At 58.4% G+C, this 16,816-nt stretch carries 16 protein-coding genes; 10 read left to right on the top strand and 6 right to left on the bottom strand.

Going from position 1 to position 16,816, the window contains the following annotated elements; all coding sequences use genetic code 11:
• The first annotated feature begins 121 nt into the window (after positions 1-121).
• The gene (locus AC2FFH_RS01375; protein WP_058275656.1) at positions 122-325 is read left to right on the top strand and encodes a hypothetical protein; all 204 of its coding nucleotides are present in this window, start codon (positions 122-124) and stop codon (positions 323-325) included.
• Between the two features lie 117 nt (positions 326-442).
• The gene (locus AC2FFH_RS01370) at positions 443-2,488 is read left to right on the top strand and encodes an ATP-binding protein (RefSeq protein ID WP_496843565.1); all 2,046 of its coding nucleotides are present in this window, start codon (positions 443-445) and stop codon (positions 2,486-2,488) included.
• Positions 2,489-2,564: 76 nt separating this feature from the next.
• Here the strand turns inward: AC2FFH_RS01370 and AC2FFH_RS01365 are convergent, their stop codons facing one another.
• A complete protein-coding gene (locus tag AC2FFH_RS01365) occupies positions 2,565-3,011 on the bottom strand; it encodes a DUF4174 domain-containing protein (RefSeq protein WP_496767865.1) in 447 nt (148 codons plus the stop codon).
• 168 nt (positions 3,012-3,179) lie between these two features.
• Between AC2FFH_RS01365 and scpA the strand changes: the two genes are divergently transcribed.
• From scpA to AC2FFH_RS01335, 6 genes are all read left to right on the top strand, one after another.
• Positions 3,180-5,306, top strand: coding sequence for a methylmalonyl-CoA mutase (gene scpA / locus AC2FFH_RS01360; RefSeq protein ID WP_496843564.1), 2,127 nt, complete (start codon positions 3,180-3,182; stop codon positions 5,304-5,306).
• Positions 5,307-5,410: 104 nt separating this feature from the next.
• Positions 5,411-6,013, top strand: coding sequence for a VOC family protein (locus AC2FFH_RS01355; protein ID WP_496767868.1), 603 nt, complete (start codon positions 5,411-5,413; stop codon positions 6,011-6,013).
• A complete protein-coding gene (locus AC2FFH_RS01350; RefSeq protein WP_496767870.1) occupies positions 6,010-6,534 on the top strand; it encodes a GNAT family N-acetyltransferase in 525 nt (174 codons plus the stop codon). The genes AC2FFH_RS01355 and AC2FFH_RS01350 overlap by 4 nt, the downstream gene beginning before the upstream one ends.
• A gap of 9 nt (positions 6,535-6,543) precedes the next feature.
• Positions 6,544-7,224, top strand: a complete 681-nt coding sequence (locus tag AC2FFH_RS01345) for a TerB family tellurite resistance protein (RefSeq protein ID WP_496724299.1) — start codon at positions 6,544-6,546, stop codon at positions 7,222-7,224.
• 3 nt (positions 7,225-7,227) lie between these two features.
• A complete protein-coding gene (locus AC2FFH_RS01340; RefSeq protein WP_496724301.1) occupies positions 7,228-8,223 on the top strand; it encodes an endonuclease/exonuclease/phosphatase family protein in 996 nt (331 codons plus the stop codon).
• A gap of 37 nt (positions 8,224-8,260) precedes the next feature.
• On the top strand, positions 8,261-8,635 hold the full coding sequence (locus AC2FFH_RS01335; RefSeq protein ID WP_496724303.1) for a hypothetical protein: 375 nt from the start codon (positions 8,261-8,263) through the stop codon (positions 8,633-8,635).
• Positions 8,636-8,638: 3 nt separating this feature from the next.
• Here AC2FFH_RS01335 and AC2FFH_RS01330 read toward each other — a convergent pair whose 3' ends face one another.
• The 5 genes from AC2FFH_RS01330 to AC2FFH_RS01310 form a co-directional block, all read right to left on the bottom strand.
• On the bottom strand, positions 8,639-10,183 hold the full coding sequence (locus AC2FFH_RS01330) for a Ppx/GppA family phosphatase (protein ID WP_058276844.1): 1,545 nt from the start codon (positions 10,181-10,183) through the stop codon (positions 8,639-8,641).
• A gap of 49 nt (positions 10,184-10,232) precedes the next feature.
• On the bottom strand, positions 10,233-10,922 hold the full coding sequence (locus tag AC2FFH_RS01325) for an HdaA/DnaA family protein (protein WP_496767883.1): 690 nt from the start codon (positions 10,920-10,922) through the stop codon (positions 10,233-10,235).
• Between the two features lies 1 nt (position 10,923).
• Entirely contained in the window at positions 10,924-11,997 is a 1,074-nt protein-coding gene (locus AC2FFH_RS01320; protein ID WP_496767885.1) for an AI-2E family transporter, read from the bottom strand.
• A gap of 90 nt (positions 11,998-12,087) precedes the next feature.
• Complete coding sequence (locus AC2FFH_RS01315) at positions 12,088-13,062, bottom strand: isopenicillin N synthase family dioxygenase (protein WP_496767887.1); 975 nt, start codon at positions 13,060-13,062, stop codon at positions 12,088-12,090.
• On the bottom strand, positions 13,062-14,426 hold the full coding sequence (locus AC2FFH_RS01310; RefSeq protein WP_496767889.1) for an FAD-dependent oxidoreductase: 1,365 nt from the start codon (positions 14,424-14,426) through the stop codon (positions 13,062-13,064). Before AC2FFH_RS01310 ends, AC2FFH_RS01315 begins: the two co-directional genes overlap by 1 nt.
• 167 nt (positions 14,427-14,593) lie before the next feature.
• On the opposite strand from AC2FFH_RS01310, the gene proS reads away from it, so the two are divergent.
• Both proS and AC2FFH_RS01300 read left to right on the top strand, forming a co-directional pair.
• Entirely contained in the window at positions 14,594-15,934 is a 1,341-nt protein-coding gene (proS, locus tag AC2FFH_RS01305) for a proline--tRNA ligase (protein ID WP_496767892.1), read from the top strand.
• A complete protein-coding gene (locus AC2FFH_RS01300; RefSeq protein WP_496767894.1) occupies positions 15,918-16,811 on the top strand; it encodes a glycosyltransferase family 2 protein in 894 nt (297 codons plus the stop codon). The genes proS and AC2FFH_RS01300 overlap by 17 nt, the downstream gene beginning before the upstream one ends.
• Positions 16,812-16,816: the final 5 nt, after the last annotated feature.

The following is a 16,816-nucleotide window of genomic DNA, read 5'->3' as shown; positions in this document are numbered from 1 at the left end:
CAAGCGTAAAGCGGCACAAATCTGCGCAAAACTCTGTTCAGGACGGCCTGTTATTGAATAACAAGGTCGAAATCGGACATCTGCCCCGGAACGCATCAAGAATTCCAAAGGGGCAGATATCATGCGAATCTCGAAACTCGTTCTTGCAATGGCGACCTGCGCAGGCCTTGCCGCCTGTGGTGACACGACGGGCGAACAGGCGCTGCTTGGCGGCGGCGCAGGCGCCGTCGGGGCGGCTGTTGTCAGCGCCGACCCGCTGTTCGGCGCGGTTGTCGGCGCGGCGGGCAATGTCCTGTACTGCAAGACACAAAACAACTGTAGGTAAAACCGGGTTTTTCGGGGCGCGCGTCGCCCCGACCGTCATCGCGCATCACGCCGTCGTGGGGAACGTTCCCTGCGGCGGCGTTTTGCGTTCTCAGAACATCAAGACAAAGGACGTTCCATGTTTAACAAGATCCTGATCGCCAACCGGGGCGAGATCGCCTGCCGGGTCATCAAGACAGCCCGCAAGATGGGTATCGGCACCGTTGCTATTTATTCGGACGCAGACAAGAACGCCTTGCATGTGTCGATGGCGGATGAATCGGTGCATATCGGCCCGCCGCCTGCGAACCAATCCTACATCGTTATCGATAAGGTCATGGAGGCCATCCGCCAAAGTGGCGCGCAGGCGGTTCACCCCGGTTACGGCTTTTTATCGGAAAACTCCAAATTCGCCGAGGCGCTTGAGGCGGAAGGCGTGGCCTTTGTCGGCCCCCCGGTTGGAGCGATTGAAAGCATGGGTGACAAGATCACTTCGAAAAAGATCGCGCAAGAAGCCGGCGTTTCGACCGTTCCCGGTTACATGGGCCTGATCGAAGACGCCGAAGAGGCCGTTAAGATTTCCAACGAAATCGGCTATCCTGTCATGATCAAGGCCAGCGCCGGCGGCGGCGGCAAAGGTATGCGGATCGCTTGGAATGATGAAGAGGCGCGCGAAGGCTTCCAGTCGTCTAAGAACGAGGCGGCAAACTCGTTCGGTGATGACCGTATCTTTATTGAAAAATTCGTGACCCAGCCGCGTCACATCGAAATTCAGGTCCTTTGCGACAGCCATGGCAACGGCATTTATCTGGGCGAACGTGAATGCTCGATCCAGCGTCGGAACCAGAAAGTGGTCGAAGAGGCACCGTCGCCGTTCCTGGACGAGGCGACCCGTAAGGCGATGGGCGAACAGGCCGTGGCACTGGCCAAGGCCGTGGACTATGCCAGCGCCGGTACGGTTGAATTCATCGTCGATGGCGAAAAGAACTTCTATTTCCTGGAAATGAACACGCGTCTTCAGGTGGAACACCCGGTCACCGAACTGATCACCGGTGTCGATCTGGTTGAGCAGATGATCCGAGTGGCGGCGGGTGAAAAGCTGTCGATCACACAGGACGACGTGACCCTGACCGGCTGGGCCATCGAAAACCGCCTGTATGCCGAAGATCCGTATCGCGGCTTCCTACCGTCGATTGGTCGTCTGACCCGCTATCGTCCGCCGCAAGAGATTGCCTCTGGTCCGCTGTTGGTGAACGATAAATGGCAAGGTGAAGCGCCCGAAGGTGAAGCCGCCGTGCGCAACGACACCGGCGTCTATGAAGGCGGCGAGATCAGCATGTACTATGACCCGATGATCGCCAAACTGTGCACCTGGGCCCCGACCCGCGAGGCAGCGATTGAGGCGATGCGCGTAGCGCTGGACAGCTTTGAGGTCGAAGGCATCGGCCACAACCTGCCATTCCTGTCGGCTGTGATGGACCATCCGAAATTCGTCAGCGGGGACATGACCACGGCCTTTATCGCCGAGGAATATCCCGACGGTTTCGAAGGCGTTGAACTGTCCGAGGCCGACTTGCGCCGCATCGCGGCTTCCTGCGCAGCCATGCACCGCGTGGCCGAGATTCGCCGCACCCGCGTTTCTGGCCGGATGGACAATCACGAACGCAAGGTCGGCTCTGATTGGGTCGTCACACTGCAAGGGCAGGAATATGCAGTTGAGATTGATGCGGATCGCGATGGGTCATCCGTGACGTTTTCAGACGGTACCACCGTGCGGGTCACTTCGGACTGGACGCCGGGCGATCACTTGGCGGTGCTGGACGTCGATGGCAGCCCGCTGGTTCTGAAAGTCGGAAAAATCTCGGGCGGGTTCCGTATTCGCAACCGGGGCGCAGACCTCAAGGTCCATGTCCGCACGACGCGTCAGGCCGAGCTGGCGCGTATGATGCCCGAAAAGCTGCCGCCGGATACTTCGAAAATGCTGCTGTGCCCGATGCCCGGCCTGATCGTGAAGATCGATGTCGAAGTAGGGCAGGAAGTGCAGGAAGGTCAGGCGCTGTGCACTGTTGAGGCGATGAAGATGGAAAACATCCTGCGCGCCGAGAAGAAAGGTGTCGTGTCCAAAGTCAACGCAGGCCCCGGCGACAACCTGGCCGTGGACGACGTGATCATCGAGTTCGAGTGATCATGATCGCGTTTTCACCATATCTCCGTGGTTTCCCGGCGGTTCGCGCCGGGAGCTTTGGGCGTGGCGAAAGCGCTCAGCCGCCGTCGCGTCGTTCGCGGATTTCACGTTCGCGCAGGGGCGTTTTGTCGATGGAACGGCCGATTTCACGTGTGCTCCACGGCGAAGGTTTGCGCAGTTTGACCACGCCGTCCTTGTCGACGAACACCATCTGGAAGCCGCGCGGGCGCAATTGTGACCGGATCGGAGATCGGGCGGACGGATCGGTATCGGTCAGCACGACCACATCCCGGTCGCGCATGGCCTCTTCGCCTTCCAGAAGCATGTCGATTTGCTGCCGGAAACGCGGGTCGGCTGGGGTATCGGCAAAGACGACGATGGGCCGGTTGACCCATAAGTATTCGCTCAGCTCGCTATCACCAGCGGGGCGGACAAAATCTTCATCGGCGGGCGCAGACCCATCTGCCGCCATCGCGACCAGCGGGAATAGTGCCGAGAAAACAAGGGCAAGCGTTCGTGTCATAGGGCCTCCTGTTCGTTTGAATATAGCCTCTGCGCCGGTGAATGCGACCGGCGAAATGCACGCAGGCTTCAAAATATCGCGTTTACACCTGCCGCGACGCGCGGCACCGAACGTTAAAACGCGCAGGCCAAGCCTGTTCGCGACCCGAATTGAGAAAAGGAATACGCAATGACCGATACGATAGACTGGCAGGCGCTGGCCGAGAAAGAGCTGCGCGGACGCCCGTTGGACGACCTGACCAAAGAGACTTTGGAAGGTATCGACGTCAAACCTCTTTACACGCAGGAAGACACCGCTGAGCTGCCGCATATGGGGTCGCTGCCTGGGTTCGGTCCTTTTACGCGCGGTGTGAAGGCGACCATGTATGCGGGCCGCCCTTGGACGATCCGCCAATATGCGGGTTTCTCGACCGCTGAAGAATCAAACGCGTTCTATCGCCGCAATCTGGCGGCCGGTCAGCAGGGTGTGTCGGTCGCTTTCGATCTGGCGACGCACCGCGGCTATGACAGTGACCATCCGCGCGTTGTCGGTGACGTGGGCAAGGCCGGTGTGGCAATCGACAGCGTCGAGGACATGAAGATCCTGTTCGACGGTATTCCGTTGGATAAGGTCTCGGTCTCGATGACCATGAACGGCGCGGTGATCCCGATCCTGGCAAGTTTCATCGTTGCAGGCGAAGAGCAGGGGCATGACAAATCCGTCCTGTCCGGCACCATTCAGAATGACATTCTGAAAGAGTTCATGGTCCGAAACACCTATATTTACCCGCCTGAGCCTTCGATGAAGATCATCTCGGACATCATTGAATTCACATCGAACGAGATGCCGAAATTCAACTCGATCTCGATCTCGGGCTATCACATGCAAGAGGCCGGGGCGAACCTGGTGCAGGAACTGGCCTATACGCTGGCCGACGGGCGTGAATACGTCCGTGCCGCCACGCAGGCTGGCATGGATGTCGACAAGTTCGCTGGGCGTTTGTCCTTCTTCTTTGCTATCGGCATGAATTTCTTTATGGAAATCGCCAAATTGCGCGCCGCACGTACTCTGTGGCACCGGGTGATGACGGATTTTGGCGCGAAATCCGAACGCTCCAAAATGCTACGAACTCATTGCCAGACTTCGGGCGTGTCGCTGCAGGAACAGGACCCGTATAACAACGTGATCCGCACCGCCTATGAGGCGATGAGCGCGGTTCTAGGCGGTACCCAGTCTCTGCACACAAACGCGCTGGACGAGGCGATTGCGCTGCCCACTGATTTCTCGGCCCGTATCGCGCGGAACACGCAGCTAGTTCTGCAAGAGGAAACCGGTGTGACCGATGTGGTCGATCCGCTGGCCGGTTCGTATTACATCGAAAGCCTGACCAACGAGTTGATCGAAAAAGCCTGGGCCTTGATGGAAGAGGTCGAGGAAATGGGCGGCATGACCAAGGCCGTTGCCAGCGGTATGCCCAAGCTGCGGATCGAGGAAAGCGCCGCCCGCCGTCAGGCCATGATTGACCGGGGTGACGAGGTGATCGTCGGCGTCAACAAGTACCGCAAGGAACAGGAAGACCCGATCGACATTCTGGACGTCGACAATGTGGCCGTGCGCGAAGCTCAGGTCGCGCGATTGGAACGTATCCGTGCAACCCGTGACGAAGCCGCCTGTCAAACGGCACTGGATGCTCTGACCAAGACCGCCCGCGAGGGTGGAAACCTGCTGGCTGCTGCCGTTGAGGCCGCCCGCGCCCGTGCATCCGTAGGAGAGATCAGCATGGCAATGGAAAAAGAATTCGGTCGCCACCGCGCCGAAGTGAAAACGTTGGCCGGTGTCTATGGCGCGGCATATGAAGGCGATGAAGGCTTTGCTGCGATCCAGAAATCCATCGAAGAGTTTGCCGAGGCCGAAGGCCGCCGTCCACGCCTGCTTGTGGTCAAGATGGGGCAAGACGGGCATGACCGCGGTGCCAAGGTGATCGCAACCGCCTTTGCGGATATCGGGTTTGACGTGGATGTAGGCCCGCTGTTCCAAACCCCGGCTGAGGCCGCGCAGGACGCCGTGGACAACGACGTGCACGTCATCGGTATTTCGTCGCAGGCAGCGGGGCACAAAACACTGGCACCGCAGCTAGTAGAAGAGCTGAAGAAAGCCGGTGCCGAGGACATTCTTGTAATCTGCGGCGGGGTGATCCCGCAGCAGGATTATCGATTCCTCTATGATCACGGCGTCAAAGCGATCTTTGGCCCGGGCACCAACATCCCCGAAGCCGCTCAGGACATCCTGCGCCTGATCGGTGAAGCGAAAGGCTGAGGGTTTCAAAGATTTTCGTCGAAAAATCTTGTGATCCACCGCCTTTAAGGAAAACATGCGACCAGATCCGATAGGGTTTGGTCGTTTTTCATAGGAGGCGCTGCGTGTTACTGGATCATCTGGCGGTTGCGGGCGAAACGCTCGAAGAAGCGTCTGCCCATGTCGAACAGGCATTGGGAGTACCGCTGCAGGACGGCGGCAAGCATGAAAGGTTTGGCACATATAACCGCCTGTTAGGATTGCGAGACGGCTTGTATCTTGAGGCCATCGCGATTGACCCACAGGCACCGAATCCGCATAGAACCAGATGGTTCGATCTGGACCGGTTCAAGGGCGTGCCGCGCCTTACCAACTGGATATGCCGGGTGCCGGACATTTCAGCCTCGTTGACCGTGTTTCCGGATGGGGTGGGCCACCCGATCGACCTGGCCCGTGGCGCATTGAGATGGCAAATGGCGGTTCCGCCAAACGGGCGTCTGCCCTTCGACAATCTGTTCCCGGCGCTTATTCAGTGGCACGGAGATTTGCATCCGGCAAATATGCTGCAGGATAGCGGATGTTGCTTGCGTCGGTTGGTGGTTTTTCACCCGGACGCGCTGGAGCTAGCCAGGCTGCTAGGCGAAATGGACGCTGTGGTTTTCGACACTGGCCCGGCCGCATTGCGGGCAGAGTTCGAAACACCGCATGGGAAACGCGTTTTGGAATGAAAATCAGACAAGCCAAAGCTGCGGATGCCAAAGAGATAGCTGCGATCACCAACGCAATCATCCGCGACACGCTGGTAACATTCACAACCGACGAACGCAGTGTAGACAGCATTGCGCGTGACATCGAAGCGCGCGGTCCGGCCTATCTTGTGGCTGAACAGGACGACCAGATTCTTGGGTTTGCCACCTATGGTCCGTTTCGATCCGGTCCGGGATACGCGCAGTGCCGAGAGCTAACGATCCAACTGGCCACTGATGCGCGTGAACAAGGTACGGGGCGCGTTTTGATGCGGTCGCTTGAGGCCGCCGCCCGGGCAGAAGGAACTCATGCACTGGTGGCGGGAATTTCTTCGGCAAATCCGGCGGCAGTTTCTTTTCACGCGGCCGTGGGCTTTGTCGAAGTCGGACGCATGCCCGAGGTTGGGTTCAAGTGGGGGAAACGCCTGGACCTTGTGCTGATGCAGAAAATTCTTGCCACAGACGGTTTGGTTGCACCTGACAGTCCCGATTTGGGACGCTAGGGTGCGCTCATGTCGATCTGGATCCGTATATCCGATGCGCTAAGCGCGCTTGCCCAGGGTGAAAGCCTTACCGCAGTCTTTGAAAAGCTGCGCTCGCCGCCAGAACGGTCGGTGGCCTTCACCATCGCCGTGATCGCATTGGGCGCGAAAATGGCCAAGGCTGACGGGCAAGTGACGCGAGATGAAGTTACGGCGTTTCGCGACGTGTTCCAGATTGCCCGCGATGACGAGGAAGGCGCGGCGCGCGTGTTCAACATGGCCCGCACGGATGTTGCGGGTTATCAGGATTACGCCCGTAAGATCGCGCGCATGTTTTCCGAAGACAGCAACACGCTGTGCGATTTGATGGAGGGGTTGTTCCACATCGCCATGGCGGACGGGTTCTATCACCCCAACGAAAACGAGTTTCTGGAAGAGGTCAGTCATATTTTCGGCCAGACCGATGCGCAGTTCATGGCCTTGCGTGCCCGTTTTGTGCCTGATGCGCCCAATGATCCCTACACGGTTCTTGGGGTGCCACGGGACATGCCGTTACCCGATATTCGTAAGGTCTGGCGGCAACTTGTGCGCGAAACACATCCCGATGCGATGTTGGCACGTGGTGTCCCAGAAGAGGCCGTACGTTTGGCTGAAAAGAAGATGATCGACATCAACCGCGCCTGGGACGAAATCAACGGCGCGCAGGCCTGAGGCATGCGCCTCGCGACCTATAACATCGAGTGGTTCGCTAATCTGTTTGATCGTCATGACGAACTGGTCGCTGATGACAGTTGGTCAGGTCGCCATGATGTCACGAAAGCGCAGCAGATCGAGGCTATCGCCAAGGTTCTGACGGCGATCGATGCGGATGCTGTGCTGGTTGTCGAAGCACCAAACACAGGGAAATCTCAGAACACGGTCCGCGCGCTACAAAACTTTGCCGAGACATTCGATCTGCGCGCCAGCGAAGCCGTGATGGGATTTGCCAACGATACGCACCAAGAACTGGCCTTGTTGTACGACCCGCGCGTTCTGACGGTGCGACATGATCCAAAAGACGGAGGGCAACGGGCTCCGCGTTTCGATCAGGTGTTTCACATCGACCTCGATATCGACGCAACCGAGGATCAGGTGCAGTTTTCCAAGCCGCCTATGGAATTGGCAGTTGAAACCAAGGCAGGCGAACGGTTCCGTCTTATTGGCGCGCATCTGAAGTCAAAGGCGCCTCATGGGGCGGAAACCCGCGATGCGGCGATCCGCATCTCGATCGCCAATCGTCGGAAACAGCTGGCTCAGGCGATCTGGCTGAGCAGGCGGATCAAGGCGCATCTGGCGGCTGATGAACAGTTGATCTTAATGGGCGATCTGAACGATGGTCCGGGGCTGGACGAATTCGAAAACTTGTTTGGTCGCTCATCGGTTGAAATCCTGCTGCAATCGGGGTTGTTCGACCCCCACGCGGATACGGCCTTTGGGTCAGAACCGGGTGAACGCCCGTCGACCGCGCGCTTTTATCGGCCCCAAGATCGCGGGTATCTTGAGGCGTTGCTGGACTATATTATGATCAGCGATGGGTTAAAGGATCGTCGCCCGGACTGGCGCATATGGCATCCGTTTCGCGATCCGGCTTGCCGTGATGCGCAGGATCTACATGCAGCGTTGCTAACCGCGTCTGACCATTTCCCTGTCACTCTGGATATCGAGCTGTGATCTTTCAACCGCGTTTCAGTTGCCCTATATTTTCGATATGAAACGTTTCATTCCAATCTGCGCGTTGACCGTCACTATGGCCCTTCCGGCTTTTGCCGAGGAAGAGGGGAACAAATCCCTGATAGAGCAGGGGGCAGAGCTGTTCTTTGAAGGCTTGCGCCAGGAGATGGAGCCTGCATTGGATGAACTGCTGGGCCTGGCCGAACAGTTTGGCCCTGCAATGCAGTCATTTATTGCGGAAATGGGGCCCGCCTTGGCCGAGATGGCAGATGAGATTGAGGATTGGAGCGCCTATGAAGCACCCGAGATCCTGCCTAACGGCGATATAATTATCCGCAAAAAGCCGCCGCAGGACCCAGAGATACAGCCAGAGATCCCTGAAGGCCCGCCCGAGGGCGAAACCGAGATTTGATATCTAGCCCCGGATGATGACGCGAGTCTCGGATTTCAAAGCGTTGCCGAGTGACTTTAGCCGTGCCTCGGCCACTTCGTTGAACAGGGGGCGTGCTGCAGTTGGCAAGAACAGGTCCAGTTGTTGCTTCTTGGGGTAAAATTTCAAAGTCGCCATCGGCGCATCGTTCTGCATCCACAGCATAGCACCAAACCGCATGGCCTTTCCCAAAATCTCGGCCTGTTTCTGGTCTTTCTCGTCTAGGAGTTCGTACAGTGCGGTGAACCGGTTGCCCTCGCGTTTGTTGCGATACCGGTGTTGCAGGGCCAGCCCGATATAAACTCGCTCCGAGTGCTTCAAGCCGCCCAGATTGGCACGTGTGACGTAGTCGAAACAGACCTCGGCGCGATAGTCAGGATGTGCGCGCCAGCTGACGTCGTGCAACAGACAGGCCGCCTTTATCAGGCGGATGCGCGCGGGTGGGGCTGATTTGAACAGCGGCATCACGAAATCGAGCAGATGTTTTCCGAAACCGGGCAGGCGGGCGTCCTTGGCTTCGGAAAAACGGCTCGCCTCGATCAACGGATCGCGGTCTCGGAGGTTTTGTGGCATCTGCTCGTAAAGCAGACCCTCGCGGATACCATAGCTGGAAATGGCGATATCCTTGGGTTTGAACGTGCGGATCAAGCGTGCCAGCACATCCATCGCATAGGGGATCAGTGCCATCCGTGATCCCGACACACCGGCTTTGCTGCGCAGCTTTTCCGGGTCACCTTTTTCGATGAATTTAATGGTCTCGCGCACCTGCTTGGTGGTCATGCGATATTCATGCAGCACGTTCAGGGGATAACCCCGACGCAGCATGTCCAGACGCGCAAATGCTCGCCAGCTTCCGCCCACTAGGAACAGGCGATCTCGTTGCGGCCCCATCTGGTCGCGCAGATCCTCCATCGTGACCTTGATGTGTGCCTTGCGCGCACGCCGCCCACCTTTGATGTCCCGCAGTTTCAGCGGCCCCAGCGCCGAGGTCAGGCGCCGACCGACACCGCCGTCTCCGATCTCGGCCAATTCCATTGAGGACCCGCCAATATCGCAAATCAGCCCATACGCACCTGGCCATCCCAGCAGGACACCCTGCGCGGACAGGCGTGCCTCTTCATCGCCGTTGATGACCGATACGGTCAGGCCGGTTTCGGCTTTGACTTCGGCACAAAACTCGGGGCCGTCTTCGGCCTCACGCACGGCTGCGGTGGCGACGACATGCAGGCCGGGCAGGCCAAGGTCATCGGAGAGTTGGGCAAACCGGCCCAAAGCGGCCAAGGCGCGTTTGCGACCCGTTGGGTTAAGCCGCCCCGTGTCTGAAAGGCCCGCGCCGAGCTCGCACATCACTTTTTCATTGTAGAAATAAGCCGGTGAGCGCGCGGCACCGTCAAAGATCACCATCCGGACTGAGTTTGATCCGACGTCAACCACGCCCACGCGTGACAGAGCTCGGGCTTGGGGGTCATCAAAGAGGGGTTTTCCGAACGGACCCCAGTCAGGGATTTCGGTAACGACAGTTTGATCCATGTCTCTTCCAGATATTCCGCGTGCAGAATGCGAGATGACCCGGCGTGGGTCAATTCCCAGATTGGATATCATCTAAATCTGCGCTCAAAACACGCACCGCCAAGGCGCGGGTAATGTCGCGCTTTTCCGATAGGGCAAGCTGGTCCAGTTGCGCCACAACACTGGCGGCAGTTTCAAAGCGCCGGTCCATATGTTTGACCAAATAGGCGATGACCTCAGGGCTGGGGTTCAATTGCCGGTCCACGAACAGCTTGGCCAGAACCGCGCCCAGCAATGCGTCATCCGGCGGGTCAAGCGCTACGTGATGCGCGCCCTCGATCCGGCTTTGGAGATCGGGCAACGGAAGTTGCCAGAAATTAGGGGCCAGCCGCCCAGTCATGAGAAGGGCGTTGCCTTCGGCCAACACAAGATTGTGCAAGTGAAACAGTGTTTTCTGTTGTTCTAAGTCGTCCGCGATCATCGGGACGTCTTCAACCGCGACAGGCGCGCGTGCCAGATCCGGCACGTCTTCGTGACGCACATCCGTGGCCTGAATGATCCGACCACCGGTTTCCGCCGCCCAGACATGTGCCAGATGGGTTTTACCTGCACCCGCAGGGCCGCTCAGAACCAGTTTGTTGCCCGGCCAGGACGTGGCCGAGATCATGGCAACCGCAAGTGCATTCGCGGGAGAGACGAAAAAATCCTCACGCCCCAGCGCAGTTTTCGCCGGAAGATCAAAGCTTAGCTGAAGGGCCATACTACAGGTCTTCCTGATCCGCGCTTTCGAGGCCGGTATACAGGCGGCTGCCCAAATAGACCGATGTTGCATACCGCGCCAGCACTCCCAGCGCTGCGGCAACGGGCACCGCGATCAGCATCCCGACAAAGCCGAACAAGGCACCGAAAACTGACAGAGCCAGTAGCAACCACACTGGGTGCAAACCCACTGAGCTACCTACCAGCTTTGGCGTCAGGAAATTGCCTTCGGTTACCTGGCCCAGCGCAAAGATCCCGGCAACCAGACCGATATGCGCCCAATCCCCCCAGAACTGGAACAGCGCCAGACCGATGGCCAGCGTGCCGCCGATAAGCGCGCCGAGGTAGGGAATGAATGTGACCAGACCCGCGATGAAACCGACGATCAGTCCGAACTGCAGGCCGACCGCCATCAGTGCCACGGCGTAATAGGTGCCAAGGATCAGGCAGACCGTGCCCATGCCGCGCACGAATGAGGCCAGAACGGCGTCAATTTCACCGGCCAGTCGTTTGATCGTCGGGGCGTGATCGCGGGGCAGTAGATCACCGATCCGGGCGATCATGCGGTCCCAGTCCAACAGCATGTAGACGGCCACAACCGGAACAATGACCAACAGAACGACGACGTTGATCGCCGAACCCAATGAGGCAGCGACGGATTGCAAGACATCGCCTGTTTTGGATTTCAGCGTTTCACCCAGTGAGACGAGGAATTGGTGCGAATTGGATTCGCGGTCCAGAAGGGACGGGAACTGTTGTTCGATGAAGCTGCGCAGCTGTTGGAACAGGCTTGGCATAACTTCGACCAACTCGATCAACTGGGTAATCAGCGCGGGAACAACCATCAGGATTGCCAGAGCAAAGCCCAGAATGCCAACAACTGTGATGATCGCAGTGGCTGCCATGCGCGACAGGCCCAGATTTTCAAGACGATCTGCAATCGGGTCAAGGAAATAGGCGATTGCACCGCCAATCACAAAGGGTAGCAAAACGTCTCCAAGTGCCCATAGGCAAAGCACAAAAATGGCAGCCGCGACGCCCCAATACCTGAGTTGATCCTTTACCGGCAAGGCCATGCTTGTCCCCTTGTTTTTGGCTCTTACCGGTGTTCTTGGCTTAACCGGTCCCGCGATGCAAGCGGTTCATGCCTTGGGGATTTCCAGGAATTATGAGTCCAGCGTTCCGAGCTCGGGCGTATCAGCCGTGGCGGTTTCATCGGGCCAGTTTGTGCGCCAGATTTCGGCCGACCAAAGCCCGCAGTGAACCGCAGGGCGATCAAAGCCGGGCAGCGGCGGTAACAGTGGCTCGACGATCACTTCGTGACGCGGAACCGCGAAATAAGGGAAGGAATAGCGTTCTTTGCCAGATTTGTTGACCACCCGATGCGGCGTTGATTTCAACCGTCCACCCGACCACAGCTCAAGCATGTCGCCGATATTCACGATAAAGCCGCCGGGTGGGCAATCCGGGGTGATCCATCCGCCATCGCGGGTCTGCACTTCTAGCCCGCCAACGGGGTCGGGGGCGATAATCGTCAGGGCATCCGTGTCCTTGTGGGGATGAATGCCAAAGCCTTCCTCATCCGGTGCCTGCGGCGGATAGTGCAACAGCGTCATGTTTGTCATGGGGGTGGCAAAGGCCTCTTTCAGGACGTTGGGCTTCAGAGCCAGACCGATTTCAAGCGCGCCCAGAAGCAGTTCGGCCACGTGGTCCAGTTGCGACCAATACTCCAATATCACTTCCTGCGCGCCCTGTACTTCAGCTGGCCAGAGGTTCGGGCCATAAAGCGCACAGTCATCACGAACCGGGTGGTCCTCGGAAACTTCGAAATGAAGCTTGTAACCTTCGTATTTGTCCGCCTTGCCCGAGCCATCATTGGGCGTGAAGAAACCCATGGGGATATATCCGCGATAATTGTTGCGGGTGATGGCCTGATCCCACTTGCTCTGTTCATCGATGTCAAAGATCGCGCGCGTCTTGGCACGGACCTGATTAACGGTGTCAGGCGAAACCCCAGTGCCTGTGATGGAGAGAAAGCCGATGTCAGTGCAGGCGTTCAATATCCGCTGAACGGTTGCGTCATGGTCCGGATGGGCCGTGTCTTGCAGCGGAGAGATGTCGATCGTGGGGATTGACTGCATCAGTGAACCCTCACGCCCTGCCGGTCCAGTTCCGCGTGAACAGGGGCAAGGTTCATCGCGTGTAGGTCCTGGTTGCCTTTCAGCGACAAGGCCGCGGCAATTCCTGCACCCTGTCCCATGACCGCGCAACAGGCCATGTTGCGCGTTGCGGCGTGGGCCACCTTGTCCGCACCGTGCGAACGGCCCGCGACCAGCAAGCCTTTGATGCCCTTGGGTAGCATCGAGCGATAGGGAACCTGCAAATATCGCCCCGTGGTCGGCAGGATCAATATGCCATAGCCATCGATGAATTCGGGATAGATACCGATTGTATCCTCGAACCGGCCCTGATGGCGGGCGTCATCTTCAGTCATGTTATAGACCGCATCGATCTTCCGCGTGTCGCGAATGCCGATGGTCATCCCAAAGTTCCGCAGCCGTGCGTTTTCACAACCGGGCATGAACCGGCGCAGCGCCTCAATGGCAAGCATCGACTGGCGGCGGCCCTCAATCTCGCCACGTGTCAAACTGTCGGGGTCCGTGCCGTCGATCTCGGCCAGGTGGATGAGGTTCATATAGGTCAGCTCGCCCGTGTCGTGCATTGCACCCCATGTGCCCGCGATGGTGTTCAGATGCGGCGGGATCAGGCCCTGATCGATGGCCTGCTGGAACGGCTTGTGCACGAAGGGAGAGAACATGTCGTCTTCTTTGCCCGAAGTTTCGATGTTCCACTCACCGCCGCCGCCCCAATCCTTGTAGGTCTGGGGATCTGCCTTGACGCCCTCCATAAAAGCGCGTTTGTCGACACCAGCCAGATGAAACATGACCGAGGCGGCCATCATATCTTCGCGGGCGGTCTTGTGCGTCGGCGCGCCTGCGCGGTGGGCAACATCGGCGTCGCCGGTGGCGTCGATCACAACCTTGGCCAGGATCGCCTCGCGCCCCGCTTTGGATTCAGTAATGATGCCGGTGATCCGGTCACCTTCCATGATCGGAGCGACGAATTGCCGGTGCAGCATCGGATGAACGCCTGCCTCTTCAACCAGCTTGTCGGCCACTAGCTTAAAACCCTCGCTGTCCAATTCATAGCTCAGCGACTGGCTTTCGGGCACCGCGGCGCCCATGTCCTTAGCACGGGTCTCGAACTCCATGCCGATGCCACCAGCCTCGACCGTCTGTTCGTGGCGGTACCAGGCAAAGCCCTCAACACCCACGGCGGTGATATTGCCACCCATACAGCCAAAGCGGTCGACCAACGAAACCTCAACACCGGCGCGCGCCGCAGCCAGCGCGGCGGCCAGTCCGGCTGGGCCTGATCCAACAATAAGAACGTCCGTTTGGTGTACCACGGGAATCTTACGAGCGGGTTCCTGAATGGTCTGCATGGGTGCCCCTTGGAATTACATTTCCGTCACAATCGAAGTCTCTGACTGGCGGGTCAATCAAAAAACCGACTGACCCGAGGTCGCAAAATAACCAATGCATGATTGCCCCCGGCGGGGCTTTGGCATAAGCAACTTTGAAGTCCAAATTCACCTTTAAAGGTTCACCAATGCGCCTCAGCCGTTACTTTCTGCCCGTTCTCAAGGAAAACCCCTCCGAGGCCCAGATCGTCAGCCACCGGCTGATGCTGCGCGCCGGGATGATCAAGCAAGCTTCAGCCGGAATTTACTCCTGGCTGCCGCTGGGCTTCAAAGTGCTGCGCAAGCTGGAAAACATCATCCACGAAGAGCAGGCGCGCGCTGGCCACATCGCGATCCAGATGCCCATCATCCAATCGGCTGACCTGTGGCGCGAATCCGGGCGGTATGATGACTACGGTCAGGAAATGCTGCGCATGAAGGACCGGCATGACCGGGATATGCTGTTCACGCCGACTGCCGAGGAACTGGTCACCGACATCTTCCGCGGTCATGTGAGCAGCTACAAAGACCTGCCGCTGACGCTGTACCAAATCCAGTGGAAGTTCCGCGATGAGATCCGCCCCCGTTTCGGCGTGATGCGTGGGCGCGAATTCTACATGAAGGACGGCTACAATTTCGACCTGACCAAAGAGGATTCGCTGCACTCCTACAATCGCCATCTGGTCACCTATCTGCGCACCTATGAGCGCATGGGCCTGCAAGCCATCCCGATGCGCGCCGATTCCGGCCCCATCGGTGGCGACAACACGCACGAGTTCCTCGTTCTGGCTGATACCGGTGAATCTGAGGTGTTCTATGACAGCGCAGTCACCGACCTGACCTTTGGTGACCGTCAGATCGACTACGACAGCCCCGAGCAGTGCCAGGCCATTCTTGAGGAGTTCACCTCGAAATACGCCCGCACCGATGAGACCCATGACGAGGCGCTGTTCAATCAGGTCCCCGAGGAGCGTCGCCGCGTGGCGCGTGGGATCGAGGTTGGCCAGATCTTCTACTTCGGCACCAAGTATTCCGAAGCCATGGGTGCAACTGTTCAAGGCCCCGACGGAAAGCCGGTTCCTGTTCACATGGGCAGCCACGGTATCGGCGTCAGCCGCTTGATCGGTGCAATCATCGAGGCCAGCCATGACGACAAGGGCATCATCTGGCCCGAAGGCGTGACGCCGTTCCATTGCGGTATCGTCAACCTGAAACAGGGTGATGGCGAGGCCGACGCCGCGTGTAACAAGATTTACGGCGCGCTGACTGCGCTGGGCCTCGACCCATTGTATGATGACCGTAAGGAACGGGCAGGGGGCAAGTTCGCCACCATGGACTTGATCGGTCTGCCGTGGCGCATCACCGTTGGCCCGCGCGGTCTGAAAAACGGAGTGGTTGAACTGACCTGCCGCCGCACAGGCGAAAGCGAGGAGTTGCCCCCCGAGGCCGCCGTTACCAAGATCGCCGAGATCTATGAGCGCATCGCCTGATACCTCTGACGCGCCGCTGATCTCGGTCATCACCGCGACTTATGACCTGCTGTCGCAAGGGCGGCAGGACAGTTTTCGCGAGGTGATCGATTGCATGGCCCGTCAGAATTGCGGCCGGGCTGAGCATATCATTCAAGATGGGGCGTCGAGTGATGGCACGGTCGAGTTTCTACAGGACCTGACTGCGGACGCACCGCGCACCCGGCTGTTCAGCGAACCGGATACCGGTTTGTATGACGCAATGAACAAGGGCGCGAAGGCCGCGCGTGGGGAATATCTGTTGTTCCTGAACTCGGATGACTCGCTGGCATCCGACGACATTTTGAACATCGTCGCTGATCGGCTTGAAGCGACACAGCCGGATTTCCTGTTCGGTTCGACGTTGCGCCGGTTCGAGGATGGATCAGAAAGCCGAGAGAAACGGATGTCGCTGACAGCGATTCTGCAGCGGATGCCGTTCTGCCATAACTCGGTGTTGCTGAAGCGGGATGTGTTTTTGGCGCTGGGCGGACATGCCACTCAATTTAGCGTCGCGGCCGATTACGATCTGATGTTACGCCTTTTGACCGAAGGGTATCAGGGCGAGCGCATTGACGACCCGATATCCATGTTCTGGGGCAGGGGTGCCACGAGCGACGATGTCGCAACAGCGGAAGACTACGCCCGTGTCTGGATGAATTACTACGGCGGTTACAGGTCGACCGATAGTCTGACACAATCCGATTTCGTTCGGTATTACCAACGTGGTCACATGCCCGCGGCACTGATCCTTGAGCGAATGTTAAAGCCCGGCACGTCGGATGCCATCAAAGCCGCCGCGCGCCACAGTCTGTGGAAGACCACACGCCGATCCGTTCAGTTCTGGCGCAGCTTTTAGGCGCG

It is taken from the genome of Ruegeria sp. YTSC003, assembly GCF_059609785.1.
Note: the sequence above shows the minus strand (reverse complement) of the source record. Positions and strands in the feature narration are given on the sequence as shown.

Coding starts and splice junctions, on each gene's coding strand:
- AC2FFH_RS01335 (WP_496724303.1), top strand. CDS start 8,261: ATGAAACGTTTCATTCCAATCTGCGCGTTGACCGTCACTATGGCCCTT.
- AC2FFH_RS01375 (WP_058275656.1), top strand. CDS start 122: ATGCGAATCTCGAAACTCGTTCTTGCAATGGCGACCTGCGCAGGCCTT.
- AC2FFH_RS01370 (WP_496843565.1), top strand. CDS start 443: ATGTTTAACAAGATCCTGATCGCCAACCGGGGCGAGATCGCCTGCCGG.
- AC2FFH_RS01350 (WP_496767870.1), top strand. CDS start 6,010: ATGAAAATCAGACAAGCCAAAGCTGCGGATGCCAAAGAGATAGCTGCG.
- AC2FFH_RS01315 (WP_496767887.1), bottom strand. CDS start 13,062: ATGCAGTCAATCCCCACGATCGACATCTCTCCGCTGCAAGACACGGCC.
- AC2FFH_RS01345 (WP_496724299.1), top strand. CDS start 6,544: ATGTCGATCTGGATCCGTATATCCGATGCGCTAAGCGCGCTTGCCCAG.
- AC2FFH_RS01365 (WP_496767865.1), bottom strand. CDS start 3,011: ATGACACGAACGCTTGCCCTTGTTTTCTCGGCACTATTCCCGCTGGTC.
- AC2FFH_RS01330 (WP_058276844.1), bottom strand. CDS start 10,183: ATGGATCAAACTGTCGTTACCGAAATCCCTGACTGGGGTCCGTTCGGA.
- AC2FFH_RS01325 (WP_496767883.1), bottom strand. CDS start 10,922: ATGGCCCTTCAGCTAAGCTTTGATCTTCCGGCGAAAACTGCGCTGGGG.
- AC2FFH_RS01320 (WP_496767885.1), bottom strand. CDS start 11,997: ATGGCCTTGCCGGTAAAGGATCAACTCAGGTATTGGGGCGTCGCGGCT.
- proS (WP_496767892.1), top strand. CDS start 14,594: ATGCGCCTCAGCCGTTACTTTCTGCCCGTTCTCAAGGAAAACCCCTCC.
- AC2FFH_RS01340 (WP_496724301.1), top strand. CDS start 7,228: ATGCGCCTCGCGACCTATAACATCGAGTGGTTCGCTAATCTGTTTGAT.
- AC2FFH_RS01300 (WP_496767894.1), top strand. CDS start 15,918: ATGAGCGCATCGCCTGATACCTCTGACGCGCCGCTGATCTCGGTCATC.
- AC2FFH_RS01310 (WP_496767889.1), bottom strand. CDS start 14,426: ATGCAGACCATTCAGGAACCCGCTCGTAAGATTCCCGTGGTACACCAA.
- scpA (WP_496843564.1), top strand. CDS start 3,180: ATGACCGATACGATAGACTGGCAGGCGCTGGCCGAGAAAGAGCTGCGC.